17 protein-coding genes are annotated in these 19,019 nt (G+C 61.7%); 8 read left to right on the plus strand and 9 right to left on the minus strand.

Going from position 1 to position 19,019, the window contains the following annotated elements:
• From ACU8YE_RS21460 to ACU8YE_RS21485, 6 genes are all read right to left on the minus strand, one after another.
• The coding region (locus ACU8YE_RS21460; RefSeq protein WP_446929600.1) for a succinate dehydrogenase, cytochrome b556 subunit at positions 1 to 160 on the minus strand (160 nt) is incomplete at its 3' end.
• 87 nt (positions 161 to 247) lie between these two features.
• Positions 248 to 703 (minus strand): DUF3429 domain-containing protein, encoded by a 456-nt coding sequence (locus tag ACU8YE_RS21465; RefSeq protein ID WP_446929559.1) that lies wholly within the window; start codon positions 701 to 703, stop codon positions 248 to 250.
• On the minus strand, positions 700 to 1,452 hold the full coding sequence (locus ACU8YE_RS21470; protein WP_316871965.1) for an SDR family NAD(P)-dependent oxidoreductase: 753 nt from the start codon (positions 1,450 to 1,452) through the stop codon (positions 700 to 702). Before ACU8YE_RS21470 ends, ACU8YE_RS21465 begins: the two co-directional genes overlap by 4 nt.
• Positions 1,453 to 1,565: 113 nt before the next feature.
• Positions 1,566 to 2,531 carry a MerR family transcriptional regulator gene (locus ACU8YE_RS21475; RefSeq protein ID WP_316871964.1) on the minus strand — a complete coding sequence of 322 codons (966 nt, stop codon included), beginning with the start codon at positions 2,529 to 2,531 and terminating at the stop codon, positions 1,566 to 1,568.
• A gap of 298 nt (positions 2,532 to 2,829) precedes the next feature.
• Entirely contained in the window at positions 2,830 to 5,280 is a 2,451-nt protein-coding gene (locus ACU8YE_RS21480; RefSeq protein WP_446929601.1) for a YbcC family protein, read from the minus strand.
• A 132-nt stretch (positions 5,281 to 5,412) separates the two neighbouring features.
• On the minus strand, positions 5,413 to 7,005 hold the full coding sequence (locus ACU8YE_RS21485; RefSeq protein ID WP_446929560.1) for an NADH-quinone oxidoreductase subunit L: 1,593 nt from the start codon (positions 7,003 to 7,005) through the stop codon (positions 5,413 to 5,415).
• A gap of 99 nt (positions 7,006 to 7,104) precedes the next feature.
• On the opposite strand from ACU8YE_RS21485, the gene ACU8YE_RS21490 reads away from it, so the two are divergent.
• Both ACU8YE_RS21490 and ACU8YE_RS21495 read left to right on the plus strand, forming a co-directional pair.
• Positions 7,105 to 7,989: a LysR family transcriptional regulator gene (locus ACU8YE_RS21490; protein WP_232040248.1), complete on the plus strand. Its 885-nt coding sequence runs from the start codon at positions 7,105 to 7,107 to the stop codon at positions 7,987 to 7,989.
• A 244-nt stretch (positions 7,990 to 8,233) separates the two neighbouring features.
• The gene (locus ACU8YE_RS21495) at positions 8,234 to 8,917 is read left to right on the plus strand and encodes a YitT family protein (protein ID WP_446929561.1); all 684 of its coding nucleotides are present in this window, start codon (positions 8,234 to 8,236) and stop codon (positions 8,915 to 8,917) included.
• Positions 8,918 to 9,506: 589 nt separating this feature from the next.
• Here ACU8YE_RS21495 and ACU8YE_RS21500 read toward each other — a convergent pair.
• From ACU8YE_RS21500 to ACU8YE_RS21510, 3 genes are all read right to left on the minus strand, one after another.
• Positions 9,507 to 10,610, minus strand: a complete 1,104-nt coding sequence (locus tag ACU8YE_RS21500; protein ID WP_446929562.1) for a porin — start codon at positions 10,608 to 10,610, stop codon at positions 9,507 to 9,509.
• Positions 10,611 to 10,765: 155 nt separating this feature from the next.
• Positions 10,766 to 12,208 carry an MFS transporter gene (locus ACU8YE_RS21505; RefSeq protein ID WP_425343164.1) on the minus strand — a complete coding sequence of 481 codons (1,443 nt, stop codon included), beginning with the start codon at positions 12,206 to 12,208 and terminating at the stop codon, positions 10,766 to 10,768.
• Between the two features lie 195 nt (positions 12,209 to 12,403).
• On the minus strand, positions 12,404 to 13,360 hold the full coding sequence (locus ACU8YE_RS21510) for a dihydrodipicolinate synthase family protein (protein WP_232039264.1): 957 nt from the start codon (positions 13,358 to 13,360) through the stop codon (positions 12,404 to 12,406).
• 204 nt (positions 13,361 to 13,564) lie between these two features.
• Here ACU8YE_RS21510 and ACU8YE_RS21515 point away from each other — a divergent pair, with 204 nt between their 5' ends.
• The 6 genes from ACU8YE_RS21515 (at position 13,565) to ACU8YE_RS21540 (ending at position 19,003) form a co-directional block, all read left to right on the plus strand.
• A complete protein-coding gene (locus tag ACU8YE_RS21515) occupies positions 13,565 to 14,479 on the plus strand; it encodes a LysR substrate-binding domain-containing protein (RefSeq protein ID WP_433868190.1) in 915 nt (304 codons plus the stop codon).
• A 186-nt stretch (positions 14,480 to 14,665) separates the two neighbouring features.
• A complete protein-coding gene (locus tag ACU8YE_RS21520; protein ID WP_446929563.1) occupies positions 14,666 to 16,258 on the plus strand; it encodes an MFS transporter in 1,593 nt (530 codons plus the stop codon).
• Positions 16,259 to 16,316: 58 nt separating this feature from the next.
• Positions 16,317 to 16,814, plus strand: coding sequence for a MarR family winged helix-turn-helix transcriptional regulator (locus tag ACU8YE_RS21525; RefSeq protein WP_232039267.1), 498 nt, complete (start codon positions 16,317 to 16,319; stop codon positions 16,812 to 16,814).
• Between the two features lie 29 nt (positions 16,815 to 16,843).
• Positions 16,844 to 17,815 carry a magnesium and cobalt transport protein CorA gene (locus ACU8YE_RS21530; RefSeq protein WP_232039268.1) on the plus strand — a complete coding sequence of 324 codons (972 nt, stop codon included), beginning with the start codon at positions 16,844 to 16,846 and terminating at the stop codon, positions 17,813 to 17,815.
• A gap of 10 nt (positions 17,816 to 17,825) precedes the next feature.
• Positions 17,826 to 18,383, plus strand: a complete 558-nt coding sequence (locus ACU8YE_RS21535) for a DNA-3-methyladenine glycosylase I (protein ID WP_322018949.1) — start codon at positions 17,826 to 17,828, stop codon at positions 18,381 to 18,383.
• A 74-nt stretch (positions 18,384 to 18,457) separates the two neighbouring features.
• Positions 18,458 to 19,003: an NADPH-dependent FMN reductase gene (locus tag ACU8YE_RS21540; RefSeq protein ID WP_232039270.1), complete on the plus strand. Its 546-nt coding sequence runs from the start codon at positions 18,458 to 18,460 to the stop codon at positions 19,001 to 19,003.
• Positions 19,004 to 19,019: the final 16 nt, after the last annotated feature.

Here is a 19,019-nt window from a genome sequence, read left to right on the forward strand (position 1 = left end):
CGAACAAGTACAGCACGAACGGAAGAAGAAGGAACATCAACGCACCGCTGGCACGGTGCAAGATGGACACCTTACCGGCCCAGGGCAACCGGTAACGGGCGATGTCGCCCAAACCGATGTTCCTGTAGATGGCGGTGCCATTTTCTGAATTGATTGCCACGTGGCCCTCCGAACAGAACTCCAGACACAGATGAAGTTGATGAACTTGACGCAAAGCTCGTCTTTGTGGGGTAACGATCTTCGGTGCTCACCCCGGGCTTGCAAGACCGGTAAGCATGAGCGACGCCACCGCTACGAAGGTCAATAGACTGCGCAACCGGAAATACCAGGCTGGTAGTGCCCCCCAACGTAGAAAAACGGCATCCGTCAGCCAGCAGGCTGCCAGCACCATCGCCATCCTGATGAGCGCAGTACGCGGCTCGCCACCCATGGTTGCGCCCCACGCTGCGAGCGATGGCACAACGCTCCAGGCAAGCTGCAAGACATGCCTGCGCGTGGTGTTTGCCTCGTTGAGTACGCGCCCCCAGTGCACCGCACCTACAAAGGATGTAATGGACGCCGCGTACACCACCAGCGAATGCTGGTATTCGCTGCTCCCCGAGGTGTCCCGAAGGCAAAGCCACGCCAACGCGATAAATGGGATGAGACCGCCGATGCCGAGCAGGACAGCCAGGCCGCGCAAGTCTTTCGGCTGCGTACTCATGACTTGGGGGGTACGAGTAATCGCCCTTGGCCTCCATCCACGCCGATCTGCTGGCCGGTGATCCAGGAGGCTGCAGGACTGAGCAGGAATTCCGCAAGTGCCGCGGTGTCCTCTCCTTGTCCGAGCCGGCCCATGGGGTTCGTCTTTGCGAGTCGCTCCGCAACTGCTGGAGCACTTGTCAGGCGAGAAGACATTGCTGACGTGGTCAGCCCCGGATGAATGCAATTGACGCGGATATTGCGATCCGCATACGTTGCGGCCGCCGACTGTGCAAGCGCTCCGACGGCAGCTTTCGCGCTGGCAATTGCTTCATGGTTCGGGAAGCCGGCAGTGGCGGCAACCGAGCCGATCAAGACCGCGCTTGCGTGCACTCTGTGGCGAACAGCCTGCTGTACAAACAGACGCAACACATTCCACGCCGAGAAAAAATTGGCGTCGAATGCCTGCTTGAGTTCGTCCTCCGAAGTCAGGTGCAGTGGCTTGATGATGATCGAGCCGACGCAGTGCGCGAGGCCTTCCGGCGCGCCAAACTGAGCGACACCGGCCTCGACTGCAAGCTGAGCGCTATTCCGATCCGTAACATCGGCTGGACATATCAGTATCGGGCCCGACTTGAGCGAGCCAGCAAGCTCTTCGAGCTTGCTCCCGTCTCGTGCACTCAGCACAAGCGGAATGTCTGCCCTGTTCAATCGTCGAGCGAGGGCAGCGCCTACAGCGCCGCTAGCTCCAGTAATCCAAACAAATCCCATGATGACTTCCTGACGTGTGCCCAACTGAACAGCAAAGGCGCAGGGGCAGGGGTCTTCGGAAATATCGCTTGAAGCTGCTCATGGCAACCGTCGCGTGGCGCGCCAGGGGTGGTTTAGAGCTTAGCCCCGTTGAGCAAGTCTTCTTGACGGACGATTTCGGCAAGCGCGGTCTCAAGCAGTTGTACCGCCCGGTTTGCGACGTTCCCGAGCCGGCGGTGCAACAGGGCGTCTTGCGCCGAGCGGTATATGCACTCATCGCTGTAGCGTTGGAACGCGCTGAGCTGGATCACGAGTTCAGCCAAATGCCGCGGGCATTCGCACTGAATCGCTGAGGCGTGACCGGCTAGAGAGGCGAGTGCCTTGTCGTCGAAGCGGCGGGCCGAGCGCCTGCGAGTGTCGGCATTCAAGACGTCTGCCTGGCGGAGCGCCGTAGCCCAATCGACAAGCTCAGCGACGAGCGGTTCAGGTTTGGCTTCAGCGTCGGCTTGTCGGATTACGCGTATACCGCCCAGGCCCGCGCGCTCCGTCGCGTGCGCTGACGCCTCAGAGCAGATCACGCTCACCGCTTTCGCGTGTAACGCTTCGGCCAGTGCCGCAATGCGTGAGATCGTTTCTTCCTGAAGCGAAGGGACAAAGGCCAGCAGCGCATCCGCCCTCGTACCCGTGCGTGCACTTCGAATTGCTTCTTCAAGCGATCTAGGGCGTCCGCAGACACGCATGTGGGCGCAAGCGCAATGAGCGATGTCAAATGACACGGGGCCTACGATCAGAAGCGAAATGGGCTCAACATTGGCGGTCTGAACAAAGCCAGTCGATTCCACCAGCGCCTTCAGAGATTCCGCATTCAAGCTCGCCACTGCACTGATGGGGTGCCCACGGTCAACAAGGCCTCTGATCAGGCGCAGGCGTTCTATGTCGTCCTCTGTATAGAGGCGTTGGCCCGAAGCGCTCTTCGGCGGCGAGACTACAGCGTATCTGCGCTCCCAAATGCGCAGCGTGGATGCCGGCATCCGAGCCAGTTTTGCTGCTTCGCCGCTTCGGTAATGCCTGGGGGCTAATGACTTGTAGAGCCTTTTCACGAGTCCTCCTCATCACCCTTGTAGGGTAATGCCCCGTTACAACGGAGAACAGCGCATTTCTCTACGGCAAACCACAATGCCCGTTGATGAGTCGGAAATGCATCAATTATCCATGCTCCCGTCGTCGCGCTCTGAGAAGAACTACTCGAACATTCAACCTGCTGATTGCGATTGCGCTTCCTCTTTCATGAATCAGGATACTGATTCAGGCGCTCATGCGATGTGGCTGCACTGTGTAGAGACGACCTTGGCCAGACCAACCAGAAGGAAGTCCCTTTGGCGGTCTGGCTTTGTGGTGTCACGCCGCACTCAGCCCGGTCGGCAGCCACTCGCCATCGGTGTAGCGCTGAAGCTCGTTGTGTCCGAACCGCCAGAGGTGAAGCCAACCGTTTCTGACAAGTTGCCGGACGACGATCTGGTTTTCAATCACTCGGTCAATGGCCTCCTGTGGCGCATCCACCAGGACGGTCAGCCGAAGCGGCTCGTGGACCCATCGCTCTCCGTCATGAAGCGACTGCCGGGATAGGCCGATTCGCAAATCGCCTCCATTGCCTTCAAATACCCCGATTGAGCCGCCGACGACGTTATGCAGGAGTTTGTTGCCGCTCCCCAGATGTTTTGGATCACATGTTGACGCATGGTATTGCCAGTTGATCCAGTGGGTCACGAGCATGGGTGCCGTCAGCAATTGATCGAGCAGGCTACCGTCGGGATCGGTGCGGTGGTCGTAATCATGTAAGAACACGCGTCCGTCGAGCACCGCACCCTGGGTCCGATAACGCGGAGCGATCACGAATGCTGCATTGCCGGCCAGCCCCCATTCCGGTCGCGTCTGTGCGCCGTCGTTGGCGCGCCGCAGGAGCTTGGTCAAGAGTTGATCATGCGGCAAACGTGCATCGATACCGAGCTTGGGCGCACGCTCGCGTCTGACCTGATCGCAAGCGTGTTTCATTGCGTCTTCGAAGCGTGCCCAGCGCTCAAGCGCGGATTCGGGCAACAGATCAAGGTCGAAGCCTTCGATCTCGTCGGTTGTCGTGTTATGCAGCGCCGCCACAAATTGCACCCGTGCGGGAACGTCGACGCCCAAGTTGATTAGCTCGGCGCGCACCTTCGGGTCATTGAGGAGCAGGGCCAAGGTGCGGGCATTGACCTCACCGCTTTGGCCACAGCATGCGCCGCAATCCAACGATGCCGAATGCGCATTGTTGTTCGACTGGCTGCCATGACCGACGAGCACCACAAGCGGGGCCAGATTGTGAGCGAGCCCCATGGCGCGGAGCACGCGCGCCGCCAGGTCAGCTTTTTCACGTGGAGACTGCGATAGCAGTGCAGGCCTGCATACCTTCTTGTACCGGGAGGGCAATCCTGCCAAGTCTGCACGCACGCGCCGTTGCGTCGACGGACGGACCCACCGCCACAGCGCGCCGGCGTAGCCAACACCTGCAACCTCGACAAACGAGAATGCACCGCTGGGCCAGCGACTGGATTGATTCAACTGTGCGGCAACCCCGAGACGGGTGCGCCGTGCGCGTGTGACCGTACCGTCAGCAGAGGGTCCGTCTTGGCCTGTATTGAGGTGGACACTGTCTGTCACCTCCATCGAGGGCGACAGTAAGCCGGGTAGTTGCGGGCGCCGTGCCCCTGTTCCGAGCGGCGTATAGGCAACGGGTATGCCGAAGAATCCCGCAAAGCCCACCGTCTGGATGGCCGGCCAGACCGCCTCCAAGGAACGGCGCAAGGGTTCGCTGCGGACGTCAATGCAAAACGCTGCTTGTACTTCAATATCGGAGGGCTCAGGCGCCACGCAGGACGCCCCTACACGCTGCGCCAGTTGGTGCTGGTAACCGGCTTCCAGGGCGTACTGCCAGACCTCGTCGATCAGCAAAGCGTCCTCGGCCTCTGCAAACGTTGAAGATGCGCGGCGCCAGGCGTTGCGAAGGGTGGAGATGGCGGTCTTCGTGCTGTAGTCGTCGTGGCACTTCTGCAGAACGGCGCCCCAGGCAAGCCGAATGGCAAGCAACTCACGCAGGTTGGGGTCTTCCTTCCCGTCCTGACGAGCTTGCCACCCAAGGTAGGCGCACCAAGATGCCCAGCCATTCACCGTGAGCAATACGGCTTCCAGATAGTCTGGCCAGACATCGCTGGACAGATCCAGTTGCTCCAGCGCCCAGTGTTCCGCGTCCCGGAACGTGGGTGGCAACTCCGCCAGATGCTGATCAAGATTCGGAATGCCCATCAGCAAGCCAATGCCGCGATCGTGCCGTAACGTGTCGCGCCAGAAGGCATACAGCCCATCGTTTTTCTGGATCGCCCAGTCCGACTGATTCTCGTCGAAATAGGCGGCGCAGCTTTGGCTGACCTGGTGCGTGATTGCCTCGCGCCAGGAAAGCCTTGTATGGCGCAATGGATCGGTATCAAGTATGTCGATCAGCAACGGCAAACGTGGCGCTGACCAATCGGTGTTGATGGCATTCAGGCATTGGGAAACCGTCAGACCGGAGACTTTGGCGACGGGCAAGGCAGCAAGCGCATATTCGACGTCGTCTTTGGTAATGCGGCCGGATTGCCATGCCTGGCGCAGGCTTGGACGACTCGGAAACACCTGGATGCCGCCAAGCACTGCCATCCGAGCTGCCACTTGGCGAACAGGCCTGCTCACCCGGCCCCAATGAGGATTGACTGCAATTGCCCGATCTAACGGCCATGCCGGTGCGATCGCTGCGCATGCTTGGTTGCAGGCGGCTTCCATCTGCGCCAGCCGCGCAGCGTCCGTGTACTTTTCCGCCTCAAGGTTGACGCACGCTGCGTTATGTTCCGACGTCGCGCTGGGATCGGTGGAGGAGGCAATACCGTTGTTCATGTGAACCTCTTTGAGCAGCATTTACTGGTGTGCATTCGCCTTGGCGGCCCGGGCTACTGCGAGGGGGAAGACATCCGAGCGACTCGGCGTCCAGTTGGTGGGCCACGAGCGCAAAGCCAAGCGGGTATAGAACTCATCCAAGTAAAGGCCCGCATAACAGGCACGGCGCACAGAAGCCAAAGCATGGGGAGATGTCTGCAACGCCACCAGGACGCAATGCATGGCAGCCATACCGAGCAACGCTGCAATGCCGCCACCTGTGTCGGCGTGGTCCGCTATGCCGGTTGGCAAGAGGTGCAGGACGATTGCTGCGCCCATGAGGCCCGCAATACTGATCAGGCTTGCGGCAAGTCGGGCCAGCAGCATTGCAGAGGTCGAGCCTTCCTTGACGGATGGCAGCCAGAGCAGTGGTGCCCAGGCAAGCGCGAGAATGCCGCTCCACCACCAAGGCCAGGGAACCTGATTTACCAGCGCATGCAGAAGGACGGCGATGCCGATTGCGATGACGGGGGCTGCGTACAAGCTCAAGCGAGACCGCTTTTCATGGCCAAGGAGCTGTTCCACGCGAAGCCGATCGACCACCGAGGACGCGGAGAGAAATGCGTGCGCCTTGTAAAGCGAATGGCCGAGGAGGTGAAGCGCCGCCAGTGTGTACAGGCCCAATCCACACTCCATCACCATGAACCCCATCTGCGCCACCGTGGACCAGGCCAGCCGGACCTTAATGCTGATGCGGGTGAGCATGATCAACCCACCCATGACTGCCGTGGCGAGCCCGACCGTGATCAGCAGCCAGCGAGCCGGGGCGCTCTGGCTGAGCAGAGGGGCAAATCGGATCAGCACATAGCCGCCCAGGTTCACCACACCCGCATGCAGCAACGCCGATACCGGCGTCGGAGCCTCCATGACCTGGATGAGCCATCCGTGCACGGGCAGCAAAGCTGTTCTCAAGATCACACTGACGGCGACGCAGACCGCGCTGACCTGAAGGCTGGCGGATACCCCCTCGCGCGCACTGTGAAGCCATAACTGCGACAGCGAACCGCTGCCTACCTCGTGCCAGGCAAACGCGGCTGCCGTAACCAGGAAGACATCTGCCAACCGGTCTGCCAAGCGCTTTTTGTGCGCGGCAAGCATTGCGAATGGTCGGTCGGGATAAAAGCACAGCAAACGCTGCAACGCGACGCCGATCGTCGCCCAGGCCGCGATCAACACCACCCAATGGTCTGCAAGCAGGAGCACGTGCACAGATGCCAAGACCCCGGCAAGCGCGCCGAGATAGCTGCGTTGCCCAGGCTCGCCTTGCAGGTACCGCGCAGAGAACGCGCCGATGCAGGTGCCCAGCAGTTGGACAAGCACGGCCATCCAACCGCCAATCAGGGACAGGTGCAGCCAAGGCGAGAGGACGGAGGTGCCAAGAGGCTCGCCGGAACTCCACGTCGCCCAGGCCAAAGAGAATATGGCAGCACACAAGGCGATTGCCGACAGTGCGATAAAGCCGTGCCAAAGTGTCGGCGTACTTGCGCGGACTGACCGGGGAAGGAGGGCGGCCGCCCCCATCAAACCTGCCGGCAGGAGTGTCGAAACAGCCGTAAGAACGTGAACGATGTCCATGGGAAGCGCTGGCGAAAATTCATGTGCCCGCATCTTCTCCTTTGGAAATCATTCTGTAAAATTCAATGATCAGAACGATTTGATATATAAAACAGAATGATCAGGCTGGAGCAGCTGAACTTCCATCACTTGTTCTACTTTTGGCGCGTGGCCAAGTTGGGACACCTCACGCGCGCCGCCCGTGAGCTGCACACCTCCCAGTCGGCGCTTTCCGCTCAGATCCGCCAGTTGGAAGAAAGACTTGGCGACGCTCTATTCAGCCGGGAAGGACGCAGCCTGGTGCTGACCGAGACCGGCCAGGTCGTGCTGTCGTACGCCGAAGACATTTTCGGACTCGGCCAGGAGATGCTCGGAAGATTGGTTGGCCGAAGCGAGGGAATGACGCGACTTCGCGTTGGAAGCGTGGCGACCCTCTCGAGAAACTATCAGGAGAACTGGATCAAGCCGCTCTTGGCTGACCCCGAAGTGCTACTCACGCTCGAATCCGGGGTTCTCGAAGACTTGCTCGGGCGGCTAGTTGAACATCAACTTGACGTGGTGCTCGCCAATGAAAGCGTGCCCACCAATCCGGATCGCCCTCTCCACTGTCAGTATCTTGGTAGCCAATCCATTTCCTTGGTAGGGCCAGCATCAGTCTGGAAAGGCCGAACCCTGCACATCCCAGAAGATCTTGATGGGCTTGAGATTGCGTTACCTGGGCCGCGCCACGCGCTTAGAACTCAGTTCGACGCCCTGTGCGCGTCAATGGGTGTGGTCCCCCGATTGCGGGCCGAGATAGACGACATGGCTATGCTGCGTCTGATCGCTCGTGACAGCGGCTGGTTGGCCGTGTTGCCCGAAGTTGTCGTTCAAGATGAGTTGCGAACGGGAATCCTGGTGACTGTAGGGCAGTCGACGCAATTGCAGGAACGCTTCTACGCCATCACCACAATACGCAGACACAGGCTTGAAGCGCTAGAGCGATTGCTGTCTCAGCCGGTCTAGGCAGACGCCGGACATAGCCTCCAAACCGTAGTCGTATGAGGTTCCCGCACATGGATGGAGAGCTTGTCGAGCCGTGCGGCGATCCAGGCCATTGCCGGCTGCTGCGGGACGACTGCGGCGAGCACACAACGCCTGCATCTCAGGGGTAGGCTGATTCAAGCACGGTTGGCTTGGATCAAAGAACCGACGGACGCACCGGCGGCATAGTCGGCGCCATGTCCACGGTATCCGTAAGGAGCCCCCCATGAATGCTCCCGACAATGTCCCCAGCGTCACCCGGCATAGCCTGCTTGAGGACGTGCTCGCCATCGTCACCGGTACGCTCTTTGTGTCGCTCGGCATCACGCTCTTCAAGCAGGGCGGCCTGCTGTCTGGCGGCACGGCCGGCGTGGCCTTTCTGATCCACTACGCCACATCGCTGCCGTTTGGGGTGGTGTTCTTCACCATCAATCTGCCGTTCTATTACCTGGCGGTTCGGCACATGGGATGGCGCTTCACGCTCAAGACGTTCTGTGCAGTGGCGCTGGTGTCGTGGCTGAGCGAGGTGCACGCGCATTTCGTACAACTGGGGTCGCTCAATCCGCTGTATGCGGGTGTCATTGGCGGCACGTTGATGGGCGTGGGCTTCATCGTCCTGTTTCGGCACCAGGCCAGCTTGGGCGGCGTCAACATCGTCGCGCTGTATCTGCAAGACAAGTACGGCATTCGCGCTGGCAAGCTGCAGATGGCGGTGGATGTGGGCATCGTGTTGGCCTCGCTGGTCGTGGTCAGCCCGATGGCACTGGCGGCCTCGCTGGTCGGGGCGGTCGCGCTCAACCTCAGCATTGCGCTGAACCATCGGCCCGGTCGCTACCTGGCTACGCAGACTGCCAGCACAGCCCACGAGCATGTCGGCAGCAACGGCTCGCCGGGGTCCTCAATGGCTTAACAAGGCTGCGGCGCGTTGCGGCGGGCATAGCCGGCCTACGTCATTCGCACGCACCGCATGTAGACGGCGATGCAGCAGCGCAGTGTTGACTGAGCCGTCAGCATCACCGAGATGCCGAAGCGTTTGGGGATGAAAAACCTACCGTACGCGCTGGTGATGGGCCGGAAAGCCCAGCATGGCAGCGGGTTCCTTACGTGCATGCTGCGCGGACTCAGCATGAGGACGCAGTGTGTCGGTATCGGCCGCGATAGGGTGGATCGTAGCGAATCGACTCAGCACCCGCGACCCGGTCCGTTTCTCTTCATTGGGACAAGACCGGCTTTAGCGTGCTGGCGCGAGGCTAGCGGGGACCGTACCGAGCCAACGCCGACTTTGATGGCAGTTGAAGCAATCGTGCGTTGACCGTTCTCGAAGACGATCCAGGCAGCGGCAAGGTGATCGACACCCGGAGCAACTGTACCCAGTAGAAGAACGGTAAACCAAAGCGCGCAGGGGCCTTCTATTTGTAGGGCGGCACTCACAGCAGACCGGTGAAGGCCTGTCGCCCCTGCGGATTGTGGATAGCGTGATGGCGACTAAACAGCGGCTGCTAAAACGAATGCTTCATGCCGGCCATCACCCCGAGTTGATTGCCGCCGGGCGCGGGGTTACTCGTCCCTCCACTGCCGCCGGCGCTCACTGAAAGATTCGACTGCCCACCATTGTCGATGTACCCGCCGGTGAGATACACCGACGTCCGCTTTGAGAATGCGTAGGTGCCCCGGATCGCGCCCAGCCACGCCTTGTTGGCACTGTTGTTGAAGTGCAAGTAGTAGACCTGACCTGCAAGGTTGAGCGCGGGTGTGATGTCGTAGGACGCGCCTGCGTAGTACAACTGGCTGTGTGATGGCGCGCCACCTTCGTTGTTGCGGAACGAAGCGCCGATGCCCACCTTTGTTTTGTCGAATAACGCGTAAGCCCCGAGGAGCAGACGATCGTCCTTCAGTTTGCTACTGGTGAGGCCAGCCGCTGCGCCGGGGCCACCTCGCAGCGAGTCGTACGCGGTTGAGATGCCCCAGGTGCCGGTTTCGTACATCACCAAGGCGGACCACTCGCGGCACGCGCGGCTGTCCGATGCCAGTTCGCCGGCACAGTTGGTGCCGGCTGGGTTGGCACCGGCATTGACCGTATCCCGGCCGAAGCTATACGTGGCGCCCACGGTGAGGCCGCCGAACTTGCCCTTGTAAGCGATGGCATTGTCGACACGCGCATTCGGGCGGTAGCTGTCCAATGCGTTACCGCCATAGACGTTGGGTCCAAGGATGTCCGAGTCGAGAATCGCCCAGAACAACATGGTGTTCTGTCGGCCAAACGTCACCTCGCCCCACGGCCCGCTGAGCCCTACGTTTGCCTGCCGTCCGAATAGCCGTCCGCCCTGATTCGAGACGCCGGAGTCCGGCGCGAAGCCCGATTCAAGCGTGAAGACGGCATGCAGACCGCCGCCCAGGTCTTCTTTGCCGCGCACCCCCCACCGCGACGGCACGGTGCCTGTGAGGTTCGGCATGCGCACCAGCCCGCCTTTCGAGGCCCCAACGTTATTGACGTATTCAACGCCGGTATCCACCAAGCCGTAGAGCGTGACGGACTGTGCGGCGGCCATCATCGGGGTGGCTGCACCGATGCTCATGCCGATCAGCCAGGACGTGGTTTTCATGGTGAGGTCTCCTCTGTGTTGTACCCGTGCGTGGCACCGCGACGGGGTTTTGTATGGTTTTTTGGGTGCGCTCCGCCAAGAGGCGGTCGCACATGGCGACCCTCTTGGGGCAATACAGGAAGGTAGGGGGATGGCGCGCGGCGGCGCCTCGATACCTAGGGCGAGATGTCTTCGAGCGCCCGGTTGGTGGTCTCGATCATGCGCATGGCCGCCAGCAGGCCGATAACGTTCACCAGCGCAAACATGACAAACACCGACGCGATGCCGTAGCCGGCGAGAACCACTCCGACGATGGCCGGCGCAGCAGCCGATGCGGCACGCAACCATGACGTCGCCAGCCCGGTGCCGATAGCACGCATGCGGGTTGGATAGATTTCAGGCGTGTAGAGATACAGCAGTACGGTGGTCGTGCCCATCACAGCGTAGGCAGAAGACGCCAGGATCATCACGGACAGCGCACTGCCGGCACCGATCGCCGCCAATGCTGCCAGCAAGGCACCACTGATCAGGAAGCACGCCATGGCCCAGCGCCGACGGCCGACGCGATCCACCAGGAGGGCGCACACCAGCACTGCACAGGTGCTCAGGACGTTTGAGACTGACGCCATATGCAGAGATTCCTGCAGCGGCAGGTGGTACACAGTCTTGTACAGGCTCGGAAGCCAATTATTGATGCCGTTGGCAACAAAGTAGGAACTGGCCCACAGCACCCACACGACGAGGGTCCGGCCACGGTACAGTGGCGAGAACAGTTCCTTCCATGAGCCCTTGCGACGTGTGCGAATGCCCTCGAGCAGCGTGGCGACTCGCGTATCGATTTCGGTGCTGTCGCGTTGCGGGTCGAGATTGCGGTGGGGCGTACTGGCTTCAATGTCCCGGATCACGTGTTCTGCTTCGTCAAAGCGGCCCTTGCCGATCAGCCAGCGCGGCGACTCCGGCAAGCGCATGATCAGCAGCGCCACGAGAATGCCCGGGATGCCCCCGACCAGAAACATGTATTCCCAGCCAAAGCGCGGCACAAGGAACGCGCCAACCTGGGCCGCCGCCAGCAGCCCCAGCGGAAAAATCAGTTCGTACAGGATGAAGAAGCGTCCGCGCCCGTGCGCTTGCGACAGCTCGTTGATGTAAGTCGCTGCCACCGGCACTTCACCCCCAACGCCGATGCCCTGCAGGAACCGGCACAGAAACAGCATCTGAAAGTTACCGGCAAACGCGCACACCACACTCATGATCGACATCAGCCCGACCGTGATGGTGGCGCTTCGCACTCGGCCCAGACGCTCAGCTAGCCAGCCGAACACCAGCGCGCCGATCACCTGTCCAAGATAACCGGCGGCGATCAACACGCCGATCTCGCCCGGTGAGAGGTGCCACAGTCCCACAAGCACCGGCATGACGAAGGCCAGCGATAGCGCGTCAAAGGCGTCGAACAGCGTGGCGCTGCCCATGATGATGCGGGCCTTCGTGTGCCAGCGACTGAAGGGGACGTTCTCGATACGAAAGAGAAGCTGTGCGGCGCGCAAGCCGGAATCGGCCGACGCTGTGCGCGCGCTCTCCTGCACGCCGTGGTGTGCCAGGGCGGGCGTGGTGATGGTCATGTTGTCTCCAGATGTCATTGTTCTGATGCGAGGCCGCGGGTTGCGCCCTGCATCGATGATCTTGTTGTTCTGGTGGCAGCCGTTGGTCGGCTGTGGCGCCGGGCGTGGCGCTTTGATAGCGCTTGTATCACGCCCGGACAGGTACCGCTTATGGTGTGCGCACGCCCTTAAGGCGTTGCCGGCAGCCTGCTTGCCTTATGCGGCAAGAGGCTGCACCACACCGGCACCCGGGCCAGTCAGCCCGGCCGAGCGCATCGCGTTGGCAATGTCGATCTCCGCGCCGGGTTCCAGCGGCAGCAGCGGAGGGCGCACAGTGGCGTGCTCAAGGATGCCCCTTGCGACGAGCGCGTGCTTGAGCGCGACGGTGCCCTCCATGTGCGAGCCACGGTGATAGACGTTCTTCGTGATCGGCAACAGCTTGTCATGCAGGGCGCGCGCGCGAGGGTAGTCCTTGGCCTTGCCCGCTGCGATCAGTTCGATCAGCAGTTCGGGCGCGATGTTGCCGTATCCCACCAGTGCGCCGTCTACATCGAACATGGTGTGCAGCAGGTATTCATCGTGACAGGTCAGGATCTGAAGATCGGGGTTCTCACGGCGGATCACGGGAATTTCCGTATCCCAGCGGCGCATGTTGCGTACGCCGTTCTTCATGGCGAACACGCCCGGTTGCGCGGCAATCTCGAGCTGCGTTTCGAGGTTGTACGTTGCCTTGGTCACGTCCGGATACTGGAAGAGGATCAGCGGTAGGCCACTTTCCTCATAGATGGCGCGATAGCGGTCCTGCGGTGCACCTTTTTGGTAACCGAAGCGCAGCCAGCCGTGCGACGGATAGACCAGACCAGCCGAGGCTCCGGCCTTGACGGCGCGCTTGGCCTCGGCCGCGGCCACCTGCGTACCTTCGAGCGTGATGCCGGCGATGACGGGAAGCTTGCCGTCGACCGACTTCACGAAACTCTCGATCACGGCGGTTTGTTCATCCTGTGAAAGGAAGGTGCCTTCGCCGGCGTGTCCGAGCACGACCAGGCCCTTCACGCCGTCAAAGCTGCCGAGCCACTTGCCTAGCCGCTGGATGGCCGCGTGGTCGACGGCACCATCGCGGGTGAACGGGGTGACGGGGGCGGGTACGAGGCCGCGCAGATCAATGTCTTTCATGGAGTCTCCTCACGAGTGGATCGATAGGTCTTCCCGGGGGCGTCATGCCTGTGCCCGGGGAGCGCTCGTCGCCGGCGAAGCCTTGGAACGCCTGGGTGGTCAACGTGCTTGCGATGCAGTCTAGGGAGACACAAGACATGCCGGAAGGATGAATTCCGACATTTCAGATATACTGAATTGACATATCAAGAACGTGGGGACACCGTGGATTACGCGGGCTGGAAACTGTTCATCGAGGCCGCCGAGCTTGGCAGCCTCAGCAAGGTGGCATTGGCGCACGGCACGACGCAGCCCCATATCAGCCGTCAGATTGCAGAGCTGGAGCAGGCAGCCGGCGGCCGGTTGTTTCAGCGGACGGGCCGGGGCGTCGTGCTGACGGAACTGGGTCAGCGCATCGCACCGAAGGTGCGGGCATGGCTGGCGGGCACGGAGCAGTTGGCCAATGACATTCAAAGCTCAGCCGGCAAACCGATCGGGACCGTACGCCTGGGCATCATTCCCTCTACGGCGCATCCTCTGGTCAGCACGCTGTATTACCGCTTGCGCGAGCGCTATCCGCTCGTGCAACTCAGCGTGCGAGAAGGTCAAGGCGCGCAGTTGGAAACATGGCTGGAAGACGGCAGCGTTGATCTTGCCCTGTTGTTCCGGCACAGCCCGACGCCCAAGCACGGCGACATCTATCTGACCGAAGCCGCGACATACCTGGTTGGCAGACCCGGCGATCCGCTTCTGGCCGAGCCCACCGTGCCGTTTGCGGCGGTGAACGGTCTACCGCTGGTTTCGTTCTGCCGGCCCAGCAGTTGGCGCGATTGGCTCAACCACCTCGCGACCCAACGCGGCATCTCTCTGAACGTCGTGGTGGAAGCCGATTCCCTCAGCCTGCAGACGCGCATCGTCGAGGATGGCGGCATGTACGCGCTGCTAGGGCCCTATGCCATCGCCAACGCCGTGCGCGAAGGCCGGCTGCAAGCCGCCAAGGTTGTGGACCCGACGGTCTATCGATACATCGCGCTGGCGATGTCGCGTCATGGCGATCTGACGCTTGCAAGCCGCACGGTGATGCAACTCACCAAGGAGATCGCACAGACGGGAACAGCGGTCTCCGAGCATGGCCAGTAAGGAAAAGGAGAGCCGCCTTGGCGCGCCTGCGCCTATGCGAACCACAAGCGACCTCGACGGACTTAATTTACATCCGACAGGCTTTATTTTTTCCGATCAGCCATCCAGCAAGCCATCCCGGATCTCGCTACAATATCGTTGACACATCAATCGTTGATGTAGCATTTGTATTGCTGCTCCTTCGCCATGGCCGTCCACACCGCGCTCCCGCATTCCCATACTCAGGTTCTGCCGTTCAAGGAATCGCTCTTGGCGATGATCGGCATCTGCTTCGTCGTCGTTCTGGTCGCCTTCGATCAGACCGTGGTCGGCACCGCGTTGCCGACCGTGGTGGCCGAACTCAAGGGCTTTGAGCTGTACGCGTGGGTGGCGACGTCGTATCTCCTGACCTCCGTTGTGACGGTGCCGATCTTTGGGCGCCTGGGAGATTTCTACGGGCGCAAGCCGTTTGTGATTGCGTCCATCGTGGTGTTCACGCTGGCGTCGGTCATGTGCGGCATGGCGGGCAGCATGACGTTCCTGGTGTGGTCGCGGGCGCTGCAGGGCATTGGTGGCGGCATGCTTGTCGGCACGGCTTACGCGTGCATTCCCGATCTCTTTCCCGATGCGCGTGTACGTTTGCGCTGGCAGGTGATGCTGAGCGCGTCGTTTGGTATTGCCAACGCCATCGGCCCGACGCTGGGCGGGTGGATGACGCAGGCGTTCGGCTGGCGGTCGGTGTTTTACGTGAACATTCCGTTCGGCGTGCTGGGGCTGTGGTTTGCCTGGCGCTTCCTGCCGCATCTTCGCCAGAACGTGCATACCGGGCGTATCCGGCTGGACTGGCAGGGCGCGGTGCTGATCACGGTGGCGCTTGGGGCCCTGCAGTTGTTCGTGGAATGGCTGCCGCGGCATGGCCTGTCGCTGCCGCTCTTCGGTTGGCCGGTGCTGTCGGCTGCGGCGTTCGTAACGCTGTGGTGGTGGGAGCAGCGTGCCGAACAACCGCTGCTGCCGTTCGACATGCTGCGCAATCCGGCGCTGGCTGCGCTCTTCATGCTGGCGTTGCTGTCGGGCTTTTCGATGTTTGCGGTGCTGTTCTATGCGCCGTTGCTGTTCCAGGGCGGGTTTGGCATGTCGCCGCAGCAAGCCGGCCTGGTGATCACGCCGCTCGTGGTTTGCATCACGCTGGGCAGCATCATCAACGGGCGCATTGTCACGCGCATTCCCAAGCCCAACGCCATGCTGTATGCCGGCTTCGCGCTGCTGACCGTGGCGGTGGCCGGCATGTCGGTGTCGTCCAAGGGCATGCCGCATGCGGTGCTGACGCTGCTGATGCTGCTGGCCGGTCTGGGCCTCGGTTTCGTGCTGCCCAATCTGACCGTGTTTGCGCAGCAGACGGCCGGCCGTGCGCATCTGGGCATTGCCACGGCGCTGCTGCAATCGCTGCGCATGGTGGGCGGCATGGTGGGCACGGCGCTAGTTGGCACGTTGGTGAGCGAGCGCTATGCCTCGGGCGTTGCCAATGCACTGAGGGCCGACAGTGCGATGCAGTGGCTGCGCCAGCTTGCCGATCCCGAAATTCTCATCGATCATGACGCGCAAGCCGCCTTGCTCTCGCAGTTGCATGCCGCCGGCCACGATGGGGCGGCGCTGCTCGAAGCCGCGCGACATGTGCTGGTGAGTGCCATCCATATCGGCCTGATCGTGGCGACGGTGGTGGCGCTGATTGGCCTCTGGTATGTGCGCCGCGTGCCGCCCGCGGTGCTGCATCATGTCGAGCCCGTGCAACATACGGAATAGGCGAGACACGCCGGAGCGGTTAGGATGCGCGGTTCCCCAGCAATCTCAGCCCTGATCGATGACCTCTGAACGCGAACGCTTCGCCGTCATGCACCAGTTCGGCCGCACCTATCGTGCGTTCATGGCCGCCTTCGAGGCGCATGTCGGCCAGCCCATGCCGCGCTGGCGCATCCTGCTGGCGCTGCACGACAACACCGGCGGCGGCATGGCCCAGAAGCAGCTGGCCGAGCGCCTGCAGATGGACCCCGGCGCGCTCACCCGCCAGCTCAAGGTGCTGGAGCAGCTCGGCTGGATTGAACGCACAACGGATGCGCGCGACAACCGCCTGACCAACGTGTCGCTGTCAGACGCCGGCTTGGCCATCGTGCTCGAATGCATGCCGCGCCGCATCGCCTTCATCAATGCCACGCTCGACGGGCTGCCGGACGATCTCGTTCACGCGCTGTCCGAAGCGCTGGCGCAAATCGAAACCCGCCTGGCCGAAGTGCCGGCGCTGGCCGCCGCGGCCTCCACCGCATCCGATATCAAGACCGCAGATCGCCCCGCAGACCGTTAATGCGCGCCGAATGTGTTCCGGAGACAACCATGTCCATGGTGATCAACAGCGCGCTGTATCGAAACGGCAAGCGCGAGCGTGACCTGTCCGTCGAGGCTATCAGCGACGTGCTGCACACGCCGGGCTCGTTTGTCTGGCTGGGCCTGCATGAGCCCGACAACGCGATGCTCGACCTCGTGCAGGAGGAGTTCGGTCTGCACGATCTCGCCATTGAAGATGCCCGCAACGCGCACCAGCGGCCCAAGTTGGAGGTCTACGGCGACGTGCTCTTCATCGTGCTGAACACCGCGCAGATGGAAAACGGCAACGTCGTCTTTGGTGAGACACACCTCTTTGTCGGTCGGGACTTTCTTGTCTCGGTGCGGCATGGGCCGTCAGCGTCGTACTCGCCGGTGCGCGAGCGCTGCGAGCGCACGCCACAACTGCTGGCCAAAGGCGCACCGTTTGCGCTGTATGCGGTGATGGACTTTGTGGTCGACAACTATCAGCCCGTGCTGGAACGCCTGCAGGAAGAGTTCGAGCACATCGAAAGCCAGATCTTTGGCGACACGTTCGACCGCGCAGCCATCGAGCGGCTCTATACGCTCAAGCGCCAGCTTCTGCGCCTGCGCAATGCTGCGCTGCCGGTGGAAGACATCGCTGGTCAGCTCGTGCGCCTGCACGAAGACGTGGTGCCCAAAGAGCTGCGCGCGTATTTTCGCGATATAGCCGATCATGCGCACCGCGCGGTCGGCGCACTCGATGTGATTCGCGAAATGCTGACCACGGCCATCTCCGTGAACGTGGCGCTGGTGTCAGTCACGCAGAACGACATTGTGAAGCGCCTGGCGGGGTGGGGCGCTATTCTGGCAATTCCGACCGTGGTGTTCAGCAACTACGGCATGAACTTCAAGGGCATGCCGGAGCTGGAGCATCCGGCGGGGTATCCCATCGTGCTGGCGTGCACGGCCACCGCTTGCGTGTGGCTCTATCGCAAGCTGCGCAAGTCGGGCTGGATCTAGGAGACAAGAGATGGCGCGCTGCTGCTGGGCGGGCGAAGACCCGCTGATGATCGCGTATCACGACACCGAGTGGGGCGTGCCCTCGCACGATGATCGCCACCTTTACGAGATGCTCATTCTCGAAGGTGCGCAGGCCGGGCTGTCGTGGCAGACCATTCTTCGCAAGCGGGCGCGGTACCAGGAGGTGTTCGAGGGGTTTGATGCGGCACGCGTGGCGCGCTTCACGCCAGCGCGCATCGAAAAGCTGCTCGCTGATCCGGGCATCGTGCGCAATCGCGCCAAGGTCGAGGGCGCCGTCATCAATGCGCGGAAGGTGCTGGAACTTCAGGAAGAAATGGGTTCGCTCGATGCATTCCTGTGGTCGTTTGTCGATGGCAAGACCATTGTCAACCGCTGGGACAGCTACCGCGATGCACCCGCCGCGACCGACGCATCGAAGGCGATGAGCAAGGCGCTGGTCAAGCGCGGTTTCAAGTTCGTCGGCCCGACCATCTGCTACGCCTTCATGCAGGCCACCGGCATGGTCGATGACCACGAAGCCGGGTGCTTTCGCGCCGGGAAGGCATAACGCTGAAGGGCGCTTCTTGATCCGGCGAATGTCCGTTATTCTCGCCAGTCCCAACATTGACGGAGTCGTTCTTCATGTCGCTGAATTTTCTTGGCATTGCCGGCAGCCTGCGCCGCAAATCCACCAACCAAGGCCTGCTGCGTGCCGCGTCCGCCCGCCTGCCCGCCGGCGTTGAAATGGACCTGGCCGACCTGACCGATATTCCGTTCTACAACGCCGACATCACGGACAAGCCCGCTTCGGTGGTGCGCGTGCTCGAACAGATCGGGCGTGCCGATGCACTGGTGCTGGCCTGCCCTGAATACAACTACTCGCTGGCGCCGGCGCTGAAGAACATTCTGGACTGGGCCTCGCGCGAGCCCAACAATGCGCTGCTGGCAGGCAAGCCCGTCGCGATCCTGGGTGCGGGCGGCGGCATGGGCACGTCGCGCGCGCAGTACCACCTGCGTCAGGTGTGCGTGTATCTGGACCTGCATCCGCTGAACAAGCCGGAAGTGTTTGCCAACGCGTTTGCTGGCGGCTTCTCTGCTGATGGCGATCTCACAGACGAGCGCATCGCCGGCCTGATCACCGAGCAGATGCAGGCGCTGGCCAACTGGACGTTGAAGCACAAGGCTTGAAAGACGGCTTGCAGTA

It is taken from the genome of Ralstonia sp. VS2407, assembly GCF_052950655.1.

Excerpts from the sequence above, each read along its gene's own strand:
- ACU8YE_RS21465 (WP_446929559.1), bottom strand. The coding sequence starts at position 703 with ATGAGTACGCAGCCGAAAGACTTGCGCGGCCTGGCTGTCCTGCTCGGC.
- ACU8YE_RS21470 (WP_316871965.1), bottom strand. The coding sequence starts at position 1,452 with ATGGGATTTGTTTGGATTACTGGAGCTAGCGGCGCTGTAGGCGCTGCC.
- ACU8YE_RS21480 (WP_446929601.1), bottom strand. The coding sequence starts at position 5,280 with ATGGAAGCCGCCTGCAACCAAGCATGCGCAGCGATCGCACCGGCATGG.
- ACU8YE_RS21485 (WP_446929560.1), bottom strand. The coding sequence starts at position 7,005 with ATGGACATCGTTCACGTTCTTACGGCTGTTTCGACACTCCTGCCGGCA.
- ACU8YE_RS21495 (WP_446929561.1), top strand. The coding sequence starts at position 8,234 with ATGAATGCTCCCGACAATGTCCCCAGCGTCACCCGGCATAGCCTGCTT.
- ACU8YE_RS21500 (WP_446929562.1), bottom strand. The coding sequence starts at position 10,610 with ATGAAAACCACGTCCTGGCTGATCGGCATGAGCATCGGTGCAGCCACC.
- ACU8YE_RS21505 (WP_425343164.1), bottom strand. The coding sequence starts at position 12,208 with ATGACCATCACCACGCCCGCCCTGGCACACCACGGCGTGCAGGAGAGC.
- ACU8YE_RS21510 (WP_232039264.1), bottom strand. The coding sequence starts at position 13,360 with ATGAAAGACATTGATCTGCGCGGCCTCGTACCCGCCCCCGTCACCCCG.
- ACU8YE_RS21520 (WP_446929563.1), top strand. The coding sequence starts at position 14,666 with ATGGCCGTCCACACCGCGCTCCCGCATTCCCATACTCAGGTTCTGCCG.
- ACU8YE_RS21525 (WP_232039267.1), top strand. The coding sequence starts at position 16,317 with ATGACCTCTGAACGCGAACGCTTCGCCGTCATGCACCAGTTCGGCCGC.
- ACU8YE_RS21530 (WP_232039268.1), top strand. The coding sequence starts at position 16,844 with ATGTCCATGGTGATCAACAGCGCGCTGTATCGAAACGGCAAGCGCGAG.
- ACU8YE_RS21535 (WP_322018949.1), top strand. The coding sequence starts at position 17,826 with ATGGCGCGCTGCTGCTGGGCGGGCGAAGACCCGCTGATGATCGCGTAT.
- ACU8YE_RS21540 (WP_232039270.1), top strand. The coding sequence starts at position 18,458 with ATGTCGCTGAATTTTCTTGGCATTGCCGGCAGCCTGCGCCGCAAATCC.